This is a genomic window from Azospirillum sp. TSH100, from assembly GCF_004923295.1.
Taxonomy (GTDB): Bacteria; Pseudomonadota; Alphaproteobacteria; order Azospirillales; family Azospirillaceae; genus Azospirillum.
In genome coordinates, this window is sequence record NZ_CP039634.1 from 2,550,314 (window position 1) to 2,566,511 (window position 16,198).

Below are 16,198 nucleotides of genomic sequence, written 5' to 3' on the forward strand. Positions count from 1 at the left end.
CCGCGCTCACACCGCCAGCAGGTCGCGGAGCGCGCTCAGCAGCTGGTCCGGCGCCACCGGCTTCATCACGATCTGCCGCCCCTCCTGCGCCGTCAGCCCGGCCGCCGTCTCTCGCGAGGCGTAGCCGGTAAGGAACAGGATGGGCAGAAACCGGTTGCGGGTCTCCAGCGCGCGGGCCAGCTCCAGCCCGTTCATGCGCGGCATCGACACGTCGCTGACCACCGCGTCGAACAGGCCGCCGGCCTCGTCGTAGCGTTCCAGCGCCTCCTGCCCGTCGGATGCCTCCACCACCGTGCAGCCGGCCTCCTCCAGAACGAGGCGGAGATAACGGCGGACCGACTCCTCGTCATCGACCAGCAGGATGACCGCCGACTCCCCTTCCGCGACGGTCAGGGGATCGAGCCGGGCCGGCGCGGAAGGCGGTTCAACGGCGGGCAGATAGAGCGCGAAGGTGGCGCCATGGCCCTCCTCCCCCTCCAGTTCGACCGCACCGCCCGACTGCTGCGCCGTACCGTAGACCATCCACAGGCCGAGCCCGGTGCCCTTGCCCGGCTCCTTGGTGGTGAAGAACGGTTCCCAGATGCGGTCACGGATCCCGGCCGGCACGCCCGGTCCCTGGTCCGCGACACGGATCACGACATAACGGCCCGGTTTCAGTCCGCCATGGCGGGCGAAGAAGGCGCCGTCCGGGGTCTCCGCCGTCAGGGAGATGGTCAGGGTACCGCCATCGGGCATGGCGTCGCGCCCGTTCAACGCGAGGTTCAGCAGGGCCTGATTCAGCGTCACCGGATTGACGAGCGCATGGGCGGTGTCGTCGTCGGCCCGGATCGCCACGTCGATGCCGGCGCTGAGCAGCGGTTTCAGGAAGACGCGCAGGTCACGCACCAGCGGAGCGACGGCCACCACCTCGCGCTCGTCGGTGACGCGGCGGTGGGAGAAATCCAGAAGCTGGCCGGTCAGCGCCGCCGCCCGTTCGGACGCCTTGGCGATCTCCTGCACACAGGTCAGCACACGCTCGGGATCGGCCGGATTGCGCGCCGCCAGATGGGCGAAGCCGCCGATGGCGGTCAGCATGTTGTTGAATTCATGGGCGATGCCGCCGGCCATGCGGCCCACCGCCTCCATCTTCTGGGCGCGCTGAAGCTCGCCTTCCACCCGGCGGCGGTCGGTGATGTCGTTCAGCACCAGCAAAGCCGCCGGCCCGCCGGCATAGACGGCCGGGCTGGCGGCGACCTCCAGCCGGCGGCGCTCGCCGGTCGGACGCAGGGCATCGCATTCCAGCCGGCGCTCCTCGCCGTCGGCAGCCGCGGCGAGCGTTGTGGCCAGCGCCTCGCCACCCGCCCCGCCGTCCTCCAGGAATCCGGCAAGCGGCCGACCTTCCAGCGCGTCGGCCGCCACCCCCAGGATCGCAGCGGCGGCGCCATTGGCGAAACGGATGGCGGAACGGTCCCAGATGACGATGCCGTAAGGAGCCAGCTCCACCAGCTGGCGGTAGCGCAGCTCGCTCTCGCGCAGGGCGCCGACCGTCTGCTCCAGCCGGGCGGTCTGGCCGGCCAGCTCCTCCTCCCGCGTCTTCAGCTCGGTGATGTCCATCAGGATCTTCACCACGCCGCCGGTGCCGGTGGCATGCTCGCTGATGCGGTACCAACGCCCGTCGGACAGCCGGCCGTCGACCGGGGCGGAATGCTGGAGATGGCGGGTCAGCCGCTGCTCCACCCAGGCGCCGATGTCGCCCTCCCCCTCGTAGCCGCCGCGCTCGGCGGCGGCGCGCAGGATTTCCGCGAAGCTGCGGCCGGGGGTCAGCATGTCGGCGATGGTGGGATAGGCGCGGCGGTACTGCTCGTTGCAGATCAGCAGCTGCCCATCGGCGCTGAACAGCACGAAGCCTTCCGACACGCTGTCGATGGCGTCATGCACCACCGCCTGCATGAAGCGCGCCTCCACCAGGGCCAGCGTCTCGGCGGTGGCGTCGACTCCGCAGCCGCGATAGCCGCGGAAGCGGCCGTCGGAACCGCGCACCGGCACGGCGTTGAGCCGCAGCACGAGGTCGCGGCCGTCCACCCCCGCAAAGCTCACCTCCAGTTCCTGGAAGGGCCGGCCGGCCTCGATGTCGGCGCGGTATTCGGCCCAGGTCGCCTCGTCGGCGACCAGCAGCCCGAGATCGAGAAGCGAATCGCCGAACACCGTCCGCGGATCGCAGCCCAGCAGGGTGGTCAACCCGCCGGACAGCGACAGGTAACGGTGGTCCGACCCGGTTTCCCAGAACCAGCCGGGCGTCACGGCGGCGAAGTCGCGGGAGCGGACGCTCACCCCCTCCAGCTCGTCCTGCGCCTGCCGCAGGGCGGCGTCGGAGCGGGCCAGCGCGCCGGCGGCGGTCCCGGCGCGCCGGGCGCTCCACAGGGCGAGGCCGGAGGCGGCGGCCAGCGCGCCGGCGACCGGCCAGCCGGCCTGCCCGGTTGAGAACAGCCCCGCAAGGGTGCCGATGCCGGTCAGTCCGGCGAGAAGGCCTGGGAGCGAAGCGGAGAGGCGGGAGCGCCCCGACAGCGGTTGAGCGGCACCCGCCATGGTGCCCGCGGCGGCGGCCGCAGCAGCACCCGTGGTGCGAAGCGGTCGGTCGGTGCCTGCAACGCCCACAGGGCCTCCGTCGGTCCAAAAGGGTGCCGGAAGGGGTGATCGTCCGGCGCCATCAGCACCGGGACGTCCCGTCTTAGGCGGTCAGGCGTTAACAGTAGGTTTAGTAGCTAAGCTTTCGCACAGGTGCGACAGCCTGAAGCGGCGGCCGCGTGCGCCGGCAGATCCGGATCCTGCCGGCGCACGTAAGAACCGGTTGGCGCCCGTTTTCCGCAATGCCCGTTCGTGATCAGATAAGGATCCTGCCATGTCCGCCGACAAGAAAGCCGACGTGATCACCTGGAGCGACCTTCCGGCCCAGGCCACCGACGGGGTCGAGCGGCGCGGCTTTCCCGGCACGGGCGCGTCGCTGAAGCACATCATCATCAAGGCCGGCACGTCGGCCCCGCGCCACGACCATCCTCACGAACAGTTCGTCATCGTCGTGGAGGGCCGCGCCCTGCTGACCTGCGAAGCGGGCCCGGTGGACCTGCGGCCGGGCATGGTCATCCGTTTCGACCCCGGCGCCTGGCACAGCGCCGATTTCGTCGAGGATACGGTGCTGATCGAGGTGAACCTGAACCCGGCGGGATGATTGACGCCGGCCCTCTCCCGCCTCCGGGAGGGGCTTTCAGACGTCGATGTCGATGTCGATCTCGCCGTCGTCTTCCGGGGCACGGCCCAGCAGCAGGTCGGCGGCATCCAGCGTCAGCGCCTCCACCTCCTCGTTGCGGTCCTCGTCGGGCAGGCGCAGGGCATGCATCAGCTGGGTCGCCAGATGGATCAGCATGGCGCGGACGCAGTCGTCTTCCGGATACTCCAGCGCGACCACGTCCTTCAGGAAGGCGCCGAGCTGCTCCGGCGAGTTCCAGGGGTGGGTGACGACGGTCTCGAAGCCGCTGGTGCCGAGGAAGACGGAGTTGAGCGCGGTGGCCTGACGGTTGATGGCGTCGACCGCCTCGTCCTGGTCCAGCTTGCCCTGGAGCACCTGGTTGAAGGCGTCCAGGCTGAGGTCGATGAACTGGCGGACCAGCAGCCGCACCACGGATTCGTCGGACAGGTCGTTGCGGGCCTGGGGCTGGGTCAGCACCGGCAGCGGTTGCAGCAGCGCCGCGATGATCGGCTTTGCGGATTGGGATTCCATCGCGGGCAACTCCTGTCGGGATCGACCCCGGCATCTGCGGGGCAAAAGGTTCACGGTTCCCGATACTGCCAGACCCCGACGCAAAACGCAAAAAGGGCCGCCCCCTCGCGGGGGCGGCCCTTTCGGCAGGCCTGACGGAAGGTCAAGCCTGCGGGATCAGCCCACCAGCTCGATGCCGGCGAAGAAGAAGGCGATCTCCTGGGCGGCGGTCTCCGCGGCATCCGAACCGTGGACCGAGTTGGCCTCGATCGACTCGGCGAACTCCTTGCGGATGGTGCCCTCGGCGGCGTTGGCCGGGTTGGTGGCGCCCATGATCTCGCGGTTGCGGGCGATGGCGTTCTCGCCTTCCAGAACCTGCAGGACCACCGGGCCGGAGATCATGAAGGAGACCAGATCGTTGAAGAACGGACGCTCGCGGTGCACGCCGTAGAACTGCTCGGCCTGGGCCTTCGACAGCTGGACGCGCTTCTGGGCAACGATGCGCAGGCCGCCGTCTTCGAACTTGGCGTTGATCTTGCCGGTCAGGTTGCGGCGGGTGGCATCGGGCTTGATGATCGAGAGGGTCCGTTCGACGGCCATGGTGGTGACTCCTGCGGGAATGGGGCTTTTCGCCAATTGAAAAACACGCAGGCGCCGCCGGAAGACCGGGGCGCCGGATGGGCGGCTTTATAGAGGCGCTTTCGCGGCGCGGCAAGGCGTTCGTTGGGGCGGGCCGGCCTCTGCGAAAGGGGGCGCTCCAAAAAAATCCGGCCGTGACGGCATCCCGCCGCGGCCGGAGTCGAGGAGGCTGCTTGGAAAGGGGTGTCAGGTCATGACTTGGCCGCGCCCAGCTTGGCCTGCGCGGCGGCAAGACCATCCTTGCCGTCCAGCGTGGTGACGCCGGAAAGCCACGTCTTCAGGACGGCGGGATTCTTCTTCAGCCAGTCGGCCGCAACCGCTTCCGGCTTGCGGCCACCGTTCATGATGCCGTCCATCACCGAATTCTCCATGTCCACGGTGAAGACCAGATTGGACAGGAACCTGCCGATGTTCGGGCATTCGGCGGCGTAGCCCTTGCGCACGTTGGTGCTGACGGTGGCGCCGCCGAAATTCGGGCCGAACCAGTCGTCGCCGTCGGCCAGATAGGTGATGTCCATCGTCTTGTTCATCGGATGCGGCGCCCAGCCGAGGAAGGCGATCCACTTCTTGGCGCGGACCGCACGCTTGACCTCGGCCAGCATGCCGGCCTCGCTGGACTCCACCATCTTGAAGTCCTTCAGCCCGAAGGCGTCGGCCTTCAGCATCTTCTCGATGATCAGATTGCCGTCGTTGCCGGCCTCGATGCCGTAGATCTTGCCGTCCAGCTTGTCCTTGAACTTCGCCAGATCCTTGAAGCTCTTCAGCCCCGCCTCGGCGGCGTAGGTGGGAACGGCCAGCGTGTATTTGGCGCCCTCCAGGTTGACGCGCGTCACCTCGACCGAGCCGTCCTCCAGCACCGGCTTGATGAAGGTCTCCATGGTGGGCATCCAGTTGCCCAGGAACACGTCCAGCGACTTGGTCTTCAACCCGAGATAGACGACCGGCACCGACGAGACGCTGGTGGTCGGCTTGTAGCCCAGCGCCTCCAGCGTGACGGAGGCGAGCGCCGTCGTCGCCGCGATGTCGGTCCACCCCACGTCGCCGAACCGCACCGCCTTGCAGGATGCCGGATCGGCGGCCTGCGCCGTCCCCGCCGGCATGGCGGCGGTCCCGACCGCCAGCATCAGGCCGACGGCGAGGGTGGAGATTTTGGCGACGGAGAATTTACCGGCAGAGAATTTCCCGAATGTCTTGGCCATGTCCCTGTTCTCCTTGCTTGTGGTTGTCGTTGTCGTTCCCGCTGTGCGGGGGAGCGGGTCTGGACGCTCGGATCTCAGGCCCGCCGCCGCTGGTCCTTCTGCATCTCCTTCTGCGTCAGGGCCGCGTCGGCGACGTAATAGGGGACGTCGGCGCGCGGCAGCGGCGGACGGCCGCGCACCGCGTCGGCCAGCTTCTCCGCCATCATGATGGTGGGCGCGTTCAGATTGCCGGTGATGATGCGCGGCATGATCGAGGCGTCGATGACGCGCAACCCCTCCAGACCATGCACGCGGCCCTGGCCGTCGACCACGGCGCCGTCGTCGGTCCCCATCCGGCAGGTGCCACAGGGGTGGTAGGCGGTCTCGGCGTGGTGCCGGACGAAGGCGTCGAGGTCGGCGTCGGTGACGCAGTGTGCGCCGGGGCTGATCTCTTCCCCGCGGTAGGGGGCCAAGGCGCGCTGGCGCATGATGTCGCGGGTGATGCGGATGCCGGCGCGGAACTCCTGCCAATCCTGCGGATCGGCCATGTAGTTGAACAGGATGCTCGGCGCCTGTCCCGGATCGCGCGAGCGGGCATGGACGCGCCCCTTGCTGGGCGATCGCATCGAGCCGACATGGGCCTGGAAGCCGTGCGCCTCCACCGCGTTGGTGCCGTTGTAGCTGATGGCGACGGGAAGGAAGTGATACTGGATGTTGGGCCAGGGCACGTCGTCGCCGGTTCGGATGAAGCCGCCGGCCTCGAACTGGTTGCTGGCGCCGATGCCGGTGCCCAGGAACAGCCATTCGGCGCCGATCGCCGGCTGGTTCCACCATTTCAGCGCGGGATAGAGCGAGACCGGCTCGCGGCAGTGATACTGGATGTACATCTCCAGATGGTCCTGGAGATCGCCGCCGATCCCCGGCAGGTCGATCACCGTCTCCACCCCCAGTTCGCGCAGCAGCGGCGACGGTCCCACCCCCGACCGTTGCAGGATCGCCGGCGAGGCGATGGCCCCGGCGCACAGCAGCACCTCCCGCCGCGCCCGCGCCGTCACCGGCGTGCCGTTGCGCAGATAGGCGACGCCGACGGCGCGGCGCCCGTCGAACAGGATGCGGTCGGTCAGCGCATGGGTGGCGATGGTCAGCCCCGGCCGCTCCCGCGCCCGGTCGAGATAGCCTCGGGCGGTGCTGCACCGCCGCCCCCGCGCCGTCACCGTGCGGTCCATCGGGCCGAAGCCCTCCTGGCGGTAGCCGTTCAGATCGTCGGTGCGGCCATAGCCGGCCTGCGCCCCCGCCTCCACCATCGCCTCGTAGAGCGGATTGACGCCCGGCTTGGCGGTGGTGACGAACAGCGGGCCGTCGCCGCCGTGATAGGCGTTGGCGCCGGCGTCGCGCGTCTCGGACTTGCGGAAATAGGGCAGGCAGTCGAGATAGCTCCAGTCCTCCAGACCCGGCAACTCGGCCCAGCCGTCATAGTCCAGCGCATTGCCGCGGATGTAGCACATGCCGTTGATGAGCGACGAGCCGCCCAGACCCTTGCCGCGCCCGCACTCCATCCGGCGGTTGTCCATGTGCGGTTCGGGTTCGGTCTCGTAGGCCCAGTTGTAGCGGCGGCCCTGGAGCGGGAAGGCCAGCGCCGCCGGCATCTGGGTGCGGTAGTCCAGCCGGTGGTCGGGTCCACCGGCCTCCAGCAGCAGGACACTGACGCCGGCATCCTCGGTCAGGCGGCAGGCCAGCACGTTGCCCGCCGAGCCGGCGCCGACGATGATGTAGTCATACTCGCGAACCGCCTGGGCGATGGAAGGCATGGCGGTGCCGTTCTCCGGCGCAGCGGCACCGGAGGTCGGTTGATTCGACATCGAACACCCCTTCTTTGAAAAGCGGGCTTCCCTGAAAGACGGACTCAGAACACCGAGGCGTAGGGGCCCAACTCGACCTGGACCGACTTGAGGCGGGTATAGTGGTCGAGTGTCTCGACCCCGTTTTCGCGGCCGATGCCCGACTGCTTGTAGCCGCCGACCGGCATCTCCGGCGGCGATTCACCCCAGGCGTTGATCCAGCAGATGCCGGCTTCCAGCCGGTGGATCACCCGGTGAGCGCGGGCCAGATCGTCGGTGACCAGCCCGGCGGCGAGGCCGTAGCTGGTGGCGTTGGCGCGGGTCACGACCTCCTCCTCGTCGTCGAAGGTCAAGATCGACAGGACCGGGCCGAAGATCTCTTCGCGCACGATGGACATGCCGTCATGGCAATCGGTGAAGACGGTCGGCTCGACATAGGCGCCGCGCGCGAAGGCGGCCCCCTCCGGCACGCCGCCGCCGGCCAGCAGCCGCGCCCCCTCCGCCTTGCCGGCCTCGATGCAACGCAGCACCTTGTCGCGGTGGGGGAAGCTGGCGAGCGGACCGAAATTGGTGTCGGGATCGAGCGGATCGCCCATGCGGATGCGGCGCACGCGGGTCAGCAGACGCTCCTCGAAGGCCGCCGCGATGCTGCGGTGGACGAAGACGCGGGTGCCGTTGGTGCAGACCTGACCCGAGCTGTAGAAGTTCGCCATCATGGCGATGTCGGCGGCGCGGTCGAGGTCGGCATCGGCAAAAACGATCAGCGGCGATTTCCCGCCCAGCTCCATCGTCACGTCCTTCAGCGTCGAGCCGCCGGCCGCCGCCATCACCCGCTTGCCGGTCTCCACCCCGCCGGTGAAGGACAGCTTCTCGATGCCGGGATGGGCGGCGAGCATGGCGCCGACCCGGCCGTCGCCCTGGACGACGTTGAACACGCCGTCGGGCAGCCCGGCCTCGCTGTAGATCGCCGCCAGATGCAGGGCGGTCAGCGGCGTCACCTCGCTCGGCTTGAAGATCATGGCGTTGCCGGCGGCCAGCGCCGGAGCCGATTTCCACAGCGCGATCTGGATCGGGTAGTTCCAGGCGCCGATCCCGGCCACCACCCCCAGCGGCTCGCGCCGGGTGTAGACGAAGGAGGTCGGGCGCAGCGGGATCTGGCGGCCTTCCAGCGCGGGCGCGAGGCCGGCGTAATATTCCAGCACGTCGGCGCCGGTGGCGATGTCGACCGCGCGCGTCTCGCTCAGCGGCTTGCCGGTGTCGAGCGTTTCGATTTCCGCCAGGGCGTCGTTGCGCTCGCGCAGCAGCGATACTGCCCGGCGCAGCACCCGCGACCGCTCCATCGCCGTCATCGCCGCCCACACCGCCTGTCCGGCGCGGGCGCTGTCGACGGCGCGGTCCACATCGGCGGATGTCGCCTGCGCGACCTCGGCCAGCGTTTCGCCGGTCGCCGGATTGACGGTGGCGAAGCGCTCCGCCCCCTCGCCTTCAGCGGGACGACCGTTGATGTAATGGGCCTGCCGTCCGAACCGCGTCATGTCCCCTCTCCCTAGATTCCGGGTTCCGAGTGGATTGGAGTTCAGCAATTTCGCTTCAGTGACCCAGCTTCATTTTTATTGATTGGTCGTTCAATTAAAAAAAGCGGCGTGGCGGTTCCATTCTCCGAAATGGTCGTGTTCAAACAAACCGGGCGGGCTATGGCCGGCCGCAATGGCGGCATTCCAGCGGCATTCTGGCGGTCCCGCGCGGGACAAAGCCGTGCCATTCGCGGGCCATCCACCCTGCCCCGCTTCAAATCGGCGCCCCCGCGTGCTACATCCTCCGCGCTATGCTGCACATCAATGACCTGACCTTCCGCTTCGGCGGCCGAGTGTTGTTCGACCATGCGACCGCCGTCGTGCCCAAGGGGCACCGCGTGGCGCTGGTCGGACGCAACGGCACCGGGAAATCGACCCTGCTAAAGCTGATCGCGGGCCAGCTGCAGACCGATGCCGGCGCCGTCACCCTGCCGGCCGGCATGCGGATGGGCATGGTGGCGCAGGAGGCCCCCAGCGGCCCGACCACGCTGATCGACGCCGTGCTGGCCGCCGACACCGAACGTACCGCCCTGCTGGCGGAGGCCGAGACGGCGACCGATCCGATGCGCATCGGCGAAATCCATGCCCGCCTCGCCGACATCGAGGCGCATTCCGCCCCGTCGCGCGCCGCACAGGTGCTGTCGGGCCTGGGTTTCGATGCCGAAGCGCAACAGCGGCCCTGCTCGGATTTCTCCGGCGGCTGGCGCATGCGCGTCGCGCTGGCCGGCGTGCTGTTCTCCCGCCCCGACCTGCTGCTGCTGGACGAGCCGACCAACCATCTCGACCTCGAGGCGACCATCTGGCTCGAGGGCTATCTGAAGAACTACCCGCACACCATCCTGCTGGTCAGCCACGACCGCGAGCTGCTGAACGCGGTGCCGACGACGACGATCCACATCGACCAGGGCAAGCTCGTCACCTACAGCGGCAATTACGACCAGTTCCTGGCGCAGCGTCGCGCCAACCAGGAACGGCTGGCCTCGATGGCGGCCAAGCAGGACGCGCGGCGCAAGCACATGATGGCCTATGTCGACCGCTTCCGCTTCAAGGCCAGCAAGGCCCGTCAGGCGCAGAGCCGCCTGAAGCTGCTGGAGAAGATGGAGTCGATCACGCTGATGGAGGACGATCCGGAGGTCGTCTTCAACTTCCCGCATCCGGACGAGCTGCCGCCGCCGCTGATCGCGCTGGAAGGGGTCAGCATCGGCTATGGCGACAAGGTGATCCTGCGGCGCGTCAACCTGCGCATCGACATGGAGGACCGCATCGGCCTGCTGGGCGCCAACGGCAACGGCAAGTCGACGCTGGTCAAGCTGCTGGCCAACCGCTTGCAGCCGATGGCCGGCGAGATGCGGCGGCCGTCCAAGCTGCGCATCGGCTATTTCGCCCAGCACCAATCCGAGGAACTGGACCTGTCGCTGACGCCGATCCAGCAGACCCAGCGCATCATGCCGCTGGCGCTGGAGGAGAAGGTGCGCGCCCATCTCGGCCGCTTCGGCTTCCCCCAGGTCAAGGCGGAGACCAAGATCGCCAGCCTGTCGGGCGGCGAGAAGGCCCGGCTGCTGCTGGCGCTGATGAGCCGGGAAGTCCCGCACATCCTGATGCTCGACGAACCGACCAACCATCTGGACATCGACAGCCGCGAAGCCCTGATCGAGGCGATCAACGACTTTCCCGGCGCGGTCATCATCATCAGCCACGATCCCCACCTGATCGAAATGACGGTGGACCGGCTGCTGCTGGTCGCCGACGGCACGGTGCAGGCCTATGACGGCGATCTGGACGACTACCGCCGCTATCTGCTCGACCGCGCCAAGGCGGAACGGGCGGCAGCAAAAAACGATGGCGCCAAGGGCGGTACCGAGCGTGACGCCGGGCCGAACAAGAAGGACCAGCGCCGGGCCGCCGCCGAGGCGCGCACCGCTCTCGCCCCGCTGAAGCGCAAGGCGACCGACGCCGAGGCGCTGGTGACCAAGCTGAGCGAGGAGAAGCGCAAGATCGAGGCGAAGATGGCCGACCCGGCGCTCTACACCGGCCCGTCGGACAAGCTGACCAAGCTGCAGATCGACCTGGGCACGGTGGAGAAGAAGCTGGCGACCGCCGAGGAAACCTGGCTGGAGGCACTCGAACTCTACGAGAGCGCCGCGGCGGAGGCCGGCGTTTGAACGCCCGCCGGCACATCGACAGCTCCGGCGCCAACGGTCAGGCGGAGATGGAGCGGGCGGAAATGGAGCATGACGGGACCATCGCCCTGCCCGTTCCCTGCGACGCGGCGGAGGAGGAACGCACGTCCGACGTGCTGGCCCGCTTCCGCGCCAACCTGCCGTCCGGCCGGGTCACGCTGGGCGACCTGATCCGGGCGCTGGGCGACCGGTCGCTGGGTACCATCCTGCTGGCCCTGTCGCTGCCGACCATCGCGCCGGTGCCGCTCGGCGTGTCCTGCCTGTTCGACCTGCCGATCGTGCTCTACACCGCCCAGCTCGCCTTCGGCCGGCGCGGGGCGGGACTGCCGGACTGGCTGCTGCGGCGCTCCATCGGCACCCGGCTGGCGGCCCGCACGCTGGACGCCGCCATGCCGCGGCTGGTGTGGATCGAGCGCATGCTGAAGCCGCGCCTGCACCGCCTCGCCCGCATCGACCAGGAACGCTGGTTCGGACTGCTGCTGTTCATCCTGACGCTGACCTGCATCGTGCCGCTGCCGCTGACCGGCTGGCTGCCGGGCTTCGCGCTGGTGCTGATCTCGCTGGGGCTGATCGAGCGCGACGGCGGCGCCATCGGCATCGGACTGGGGCTGACCGCGGCGGCGCTGGTGTTTTTGACGCTGGTGGCGAGCAGCCTGTCATACGCAGGTCATCAACTTCTGGCAGCAACTCTGCAATAGGGGCAGCCGCCGGAACCCTCGGCGAGGGCTGGCCCGATCCAGGGAGGCTCCGCCAGTGACCGAATATACCGACGCTGCACCCGCCCCGCTTTCCGAATCCTGGCTGTTCTTCCGCCGCTGGCTGGCGGACCCCCGGGCGATGGGCTCCATCGCCCCATCCTCCCCCGCCCTGCGCCGGAGGATCACCCGCGAGATCCGCCGCGAGGCGGACGAGGTGGTGGTGGAGTTCGGCGGCGGCACCGGGCCGATCACCAAGGCGATGCTGGAGGCCGGCATTCCAGCCGACCGGCTCTACAGCTTCGAGATCGACCAGGACCTCGCCCGCCACCTGCGCGCGCGCTGCCCGGACGTCACCGTGATCGTCGACGACTGCCGCAAGGCGCCGGGGCTGCTGGGCGAGACACTGTGCGGCAAGGTCGGCACCGTGGTGATCGGCATCCCGATGATCACCTTCCCGCTGGAGTTCCAGCGCGAGGTGCTGGACGCCACCTTCCGCATCCTGCGGCCGGGCGGGCGCTTCCTGCTCTACAGCTTCATGCCGCACTCGCCGCTGAACCGCGAAGCGCTGGGGCTGAGCGGCGAGCGGTTGGGCTTCACGCTGCGAAATCTGCCGCCGGCATCGGTGTGGGGATATTGGCGGGGGTAGAACGCCTGAAGTCCCCTCTCCCCCCAGGGGAGAGGGGGATTTGGGGCGGGAGAGGGAGCGCCATTGCTCCGCCCGGACCGCCCCGCTTATGCTCCGCCCTTCCCGTCCACCATCGTGAGCATGCCGGTCTTGTCCTTCGTCCTGTCGAAGCTGCTATGGGGTATCTTCGCGCCCGGCAACGCGCTGGTCCTCGCGGTGGCGCTGGGCGCACTGCTGTGGCGGACGCGGCGCTGGCAGCGCGCCGGGCGGCGGCTGGTCACGCTGGCGGCGGTTCTGCTTCTGCTGATCATGTACACCGGGCTGGGCGCGCTGGTCGCCGTGCCGCTGGAGAACCGCTTCCCGCGGGTGGAGCCGGAAGGGCGGATCGACGGCATCATCATGCTGGGCGGCGCCGTCAATCCGCCGATCACCGTCGACCGCGGCGATCCCTCGCTGAACGAGGCGGCCGAGCGGATCCTGGGCTTCGCCGATCTCGTCCGCCGCCATCCGGAGGCCAAGGCCGTCTTCACCGGCGGGTCGGGCCGGCTGCTGGCGCCGGATCTGAAGGAGGATATCACCGCCCGCGCCGCCCTGGCCCAGGCCGGTATCCCCGCCGACCGCGTGCTCTACGAGGCCGAATCCCGCAACACCTGGGAGAACGCCGTCTTCAGCAAGGGAATGGTCAAGCCGCAACCGGGCGAACGCTGGATCCTCGTCACTTCGGCGATGCACATGCCGCGGTCGGTCGGCATCTTCCGCTCCATCGGGTGGGAGGTGATCCCCTACCCCGTCGATTACCGCACCAGGCACGACGCCACGCCCTGGCTGCGCTTCGAGTTCGGGCAGAATCTGGTGATCCTGGACGATGCGGTGCGGGAGTGGATCGGGCTGACCGCCTATCGGCTGATGGGCCGCACCGACAGCCTCTTCCCGGCTCCCTGATGCCGGACGTCACATCATCTTGATCATCAGCGCGATCTCGACGAGGGCGGGAAAGGCCGGGATGACGATGGCGATCCGGGCCGCCTGATGCCGGCCGGCGGCACGGAGAAGCCAGCAGGCGATGACCGATCCGACCGCCAGGACCGGAAACAAAATCAGGAACCCGCCAAGCATCACCGCGTCGGCGCCGCCGTTGCTGAAGCCGATGCCGAGGAAGCCGACCATGGCGAAGAAGAGGCCGGGAATGGCGAGCCCGATCCAGGCTATGCTGGCGATGACGACCGGGATTCTGTCCTGCGTCTGATCCATGGATCGGTCCTGTCGTCTGCGGTCTGCCCGCCAGTCCGGACGTGAGCTTAGCAGGATGGCACCCATGGGCGAAGGCGGTCGCCGGGGCGCGTACCGTGACCTTTTCGACCCGATCCGCTGCCGCCGCGTTCGAGGCATTGGCGCGGCGATGGCAACCCGCTAGAGTGCCGCCGCCCCGGTGGTGGGGCCGGGTCGGGAAAGAAGGAAATTGTCGGATGCGTCGCTGGCGCGGGGTGAGCAGGGTCGTCGTGCTGGTCGGCGTGGCAACGCTCGCCGCCTGTGCGCAGAAGCCCGCAGGCACCGGCTCGGGCCTGCCGACCAGCGGCATCTACAAGGTGGGAAAGCCCTATCAGATCAACGGCGTCTGGTATTATCCCAAGGAAGACTACAGCTACGACGAGACGGGCATCGCCTCGTGGTACGGCCCCGGCTTCCATGAGAAGAACACCGCCAACGGCGAAATCTACGACCAGAACGAGCTGACCGCCGCGCACAAGACCCTGCCGATGCCGAGTCTGGTGCGGGTCACCAACCTGGACAACGGCCGGTCGATCGTGGTGCGCGTCAACGACCGCGGCCCCTACGCCAACGGCCGCATCATCGACATGTCGCGCCGCGGCGCCCAGCTGCTGGGCTTCGACGGTCCCGGCACCGCCAAGGTGCGCGTGCAGATCCTGGCGGAGGAAAGCCGCGCCATCGCCGCCGCCGCGCGCCAGGGCACGCCCGCCCCGATGCTGGCCGAGATCGACGGCCCGCCGCCGAAGGCCGCGCCGCGCGGCCGCATCGAGGTGAGCGGACCATCGGGACCGGCGACGACGCTGGCGGCTGCCGTTGCTCCCTCCACCGGCGCCGCCCGCCCGGCGGTGGTCGGCACCCCGATCCCGCCGCCGACCACCGTCGCCGGCAGCATGGCGGAAGGCCGCTTCGTGCCCGCACCGGTGGTGGCGCAATTGCCGGTGAAGGCGCAGGAGGCCATCTATGTGCAGGTCGGCGCCTTCGGCAGCGAGGAGAATGTGGCGAAGGCCCGCGCCCGCCTGTCCTCCATCGGCCAGCGCGCCAGCGTCAGCCAGACGAGGTCGGCCGGCATGACCCTGCACCGCGTCCGCGTCGGACCGCTGGACAGCGTCGACCGTGCCGACAGCCTGCTGAACCAGATCATCCAGGCCGGCCTTACGGAGGCCAAAATCGTGGTGGATTGATCCGGCCACCCGACTTCTACCGCGACCGCTCTTCCCGAGCGCCAGTGACCCAATGCCTGTACCGAGTGCCCTTGGAGGATTGTTGCCATGAACGCTGTTGCCGTCCGTCTCTGCGCCGTTTTCGGCCGTTCCGTTGCTGTTGCGGCCGGAATCGCGATGGCCGGGGCCACGATTGGCGCCGGCTTCACCTCGGTCCCGGTCCAGGCCGCGACCCTCGACACCATCGCCAAGCAGGCAATCCTGGTCGATCTGACTTCCGACACCGTGCTGTTCGAGAAGAATGCCGACGAGCGGATGGCGCCCTCGTCGATGAGCAAGATCATGACCGCCTACATGGTGTTCGAGGCGATCAAGGGCGGCCGCCTGACGCTGGAGAGCACCCTGCCGGTCAGCGAACGGGCCTGGCGGATGCAGGGCTCCAAGATGTTCGTGGAGCTTCACAACAACATCAAGGTCGATGACCTGCTGAAGGGCATGATCGTCCAGTCCGGCAACGACGCCTGCATCGTGCTGGCAGAGGGGCTGGCCGGGTCGGAGCAGTCCTTCGCCGAACAGGCCACCAAGCGCGCGAAGGAGTTGGGGCTGAAGAACAGCAACTTCGCCAATGCGACCGGTTGGCCCGACCCCAACCACTACATGACCGCCCGCGATCTGGCGATCCTGGCGGAACGGCTGATCAAGGACTTCCCCGAATTCTACAAGTACGATTCGATCCGGGAGTTCAAGTATCACGGCATCACCCAGGGCAACCGCAACCCGCTGCTCTACCGCAACATGAACGTCGACGGGCTTAAGACCGGCCACACCGACGCCGGCGGTTACGGCCTGACCGCATCGGGCGAGCGCGAGGGGCGCCGGCTGCTGCTGGTGGTCAACGGCCTGCCCAGCATGCAGGCGCGCGCCGACGAATCGGCGCGGCTGATCGAATGGGGCTTCCGCGAATTCGCCTCCTACACCCTCTACAGGGGCGGCGAGACGATCGAGCAGGTGCCGGTGTGGTTGGGCGAGCAGGACATGGTTCCGGTCACCGTGCCGCAGAACCTGAGCGTCACGATGGCCCGTGCCGACCGCCCGGGCATGAAGGTGTCGCTGGTCAGCAGCGCCCCGGTCGCCGCGCCGATCAAGAAAGGCGACACCGTCGGCAAGCTGGTGATCTCCGCCCCCGGCTTCCCGGGCAAGGAGGTGCCGGTGGTGGCTGCGCAGGACGTGCCGAAGGCCGGCTTCGTCGGCCGCGCCTTCGCCGCCGCCAAGTATCTCGTCTTCGGCAACAGCCTGTGACCGTG

At 68.7% G+C, this 16,198-nt stretch carries 14 protein-coding genes; 7 read left to right on the forward strand and 7 right to left on the reverse strand.

Annotated elements, in window-relative coordinates:
- Positions 1 to 6: 6 nt before the first annotated feature.
- Entirely contained in the window at positions 7 to 2,634 is a 2,628-nt protein-coding gene (locus E6C72_RS12075; RefSeq protein WP_247882053.1) for a response regulator, read from the reverse strand.
- Between the two features lie 244 nt (positions 2,635 to 2,878).
- On the opposite strand from E6C72_RS12075, the gene E6C72_RS12080 reads away from it, so the two are divergent.
- Entirely contained in the window at positions 2,879 to 3,205 is a 327-nt protein-coding gene (locus E6C72_RS12080; protein ID WP_109086042.1) for a cupin domain-containing protein, read from the forward strand.
- Positions 3,206 to 3,241: 36 nt separating this feature from the next.
- Here E6C72_RS12080 and E6C72_RS12085 read toward each other — a convergent pair whose 3' ends face one another.
- From E6C72_RS12085 to betB, 5 genes are all read right to left on the reverse strand, one after another.
- Positions 3,242 to 3,754: a hypothetical protein gene (locus tag E6C72_RS12085; protein ID WP_109086043.1), complete on the reverse strand. Its 513-nt coding sequence runs from the start codon at positions 3,752 to 3,754 to the stop codon at positions 3,242 to 3,244.
- Between the two features lie 156 nt (positions 3,755 to 3,910).
- Positions 3,911 to 4,333, reverse strand: coding sequence for a nucleoside-diphosphate kinase (gene ndk, locus E6C72_RS12090; RefSeq protein WP_109086044.1), 423 nt, complete (start codon positions 4,331 to 4,333; stop codon positions 3,911 to 3,913).
- 230 nt (positions 4,334 to 4,563) lie between these two features.
- Positions 4,564 to 5,571 (reverse strand): choline ABC transporter substrate-binding protein, encoded by a 1,008-nt coding sequence (locus tag E6C72_RS12095; protein ID WP_109086045.1) that lies wholly within the window; start codon positions 5,569 to 5,571, stop codon positions 4,564 to 4,566.
- A 74-nt stretch (positions 5,572 to 5,645) separates the two neighbouring features.
- Positions 5,646 to 7,358 (reverse strand): choline dehydrogenase, encoded by a 1,713-nt coding sequence (gene betA, locus E6C72_RS12100; protein ID WP_109086275.1) that lies wholly within the window; start codon positions 7,356 to 7,358, stop codon positions 5,646 to 5,648.
- Between the two features lie 95 nt (positions 7,359 to 7,453).
- Positions 7,454 to 8,923 (reverse strand): betaine-aldehyde dehydrogenase, encoded by a 1,470-nt coding sequence (betB, locus tag E6C72_RS12105; protein WP_109086046.1) that lies wholly within the window; start codon positions 8,921 to 8,923, stop codon positions 7,454 to 7,456.
- A gap of 290 nt (positions 8,924 to 9,213) precedes the next feature.
- Between betB and E6C72_RS12110 the strand changes: the two genes are divergently transcribed.
- The 4 genes from E6C72_RS12110 to E6C72_RS12125 all read left to right on the forward strand — a co-directional run bounded on the left by E6C72_RS12110 (position 9,214) and on the right by E6C72_RS12125 (position 13,407).
- Positions 9,214 to 11,124, forward strand: a complete 1,911-nt coding sequence (locus tag E6C72_RS12110) for an ABC-F family ATP-binding cassette domain-containing protein (protein ID WP_109086047.1) — start codon at positions 9,214 to 9,216, stop codon at positions 11,122 to 11,124.
- A complete protein-coding gene (locus E6C72_RS12115; protein WP_247875728.1) occupies positions 11,121 to 11,840 on the forward strand; it encodes an exopolysaccharide biosynthesis protein in 720 nt (239 codons plus the stop codon). The genes E6C72_RS12110 and E6C72_RS12115 overlap by 4 nt, the downstream gene beginning before the upstream one ends.
- 55 nt (positions 11,841 to 11,895) lie before the next feature.
- Positions 11,896 to 12,486 (forward strand): class I SAM-dependent methyltransferase, encoded by a 591-nt coding sequence (locus E6C72_RS12120; RefSeq protein WP_109086048.1) that lies wholly within the window; start codon positions 11,896 to 11,898, stop codon positions 12,484 to 12,486.
- 120 nt (positions 12,487 to 12,606) lie between these two features.
- Entirely contained in the window at positions 12,607 to 13,407 is an 801-nt protein-coding gene (locus E6C72_RS12125; protein WP_109086277.1) for a YdcF family protein, read from the forward strand.
- 9 nt (positions 13,408 to 13,416) lie between these two features.
- Here E6C72_RS12125 and E6C72_RS12130 read toward each other — a convergent pair whose 3' ends face one another.
- Positions 13,417 to 13,716: a hypothetical protein gene (locus E6C72_RS12130; protein WP_109086049.1), complete on the reverse strand. Its 300-nt coding sequence runs from the start codon at positions 13,714 to 13,716 to the stop codon at positions 13,417 to 13,419.
- A 215-nt stretch (positions 13,717 to 13,931) separates the two neighbouring features.
- Here E6C72_RS12130 and E6C72_RS12135 point away from each other — a divergent pair, with 215 nt between their 5' ends.
- Positions 13,932 to 14,915 carry a septal ring lytic transglycosylase RlpA family protein gene (locus tag E6C72_RS12135; RefSeq protein ID WP_109086050.1) on the forward strand — a complete coding sequence of 328 codons (984 nt, stop codon included), beginning with the start codon at positions 13,932 to 13,934 and terminating at the stop codon, positions 14,913 to 14,915.
- Positions 14,916 to 15,002: 87 nt separating this feature from the next.
- The gene (locus tag E6C72_RS12140) at positions 15,003 to 16,193 is read left to right on the forward strand and encodes a D-alanyl-D-alanine carboxypeptidase family protein (RefSeq protein WP_109086051.1); all 1,191 of its coding nucleotides are present in this window, start codon (positions 15,003 to 15,005) and stop codon (positions 16,191 to 16,193) included.
- Positions 16,194 to 16,198: the final 5 nt, after the last annotated feature.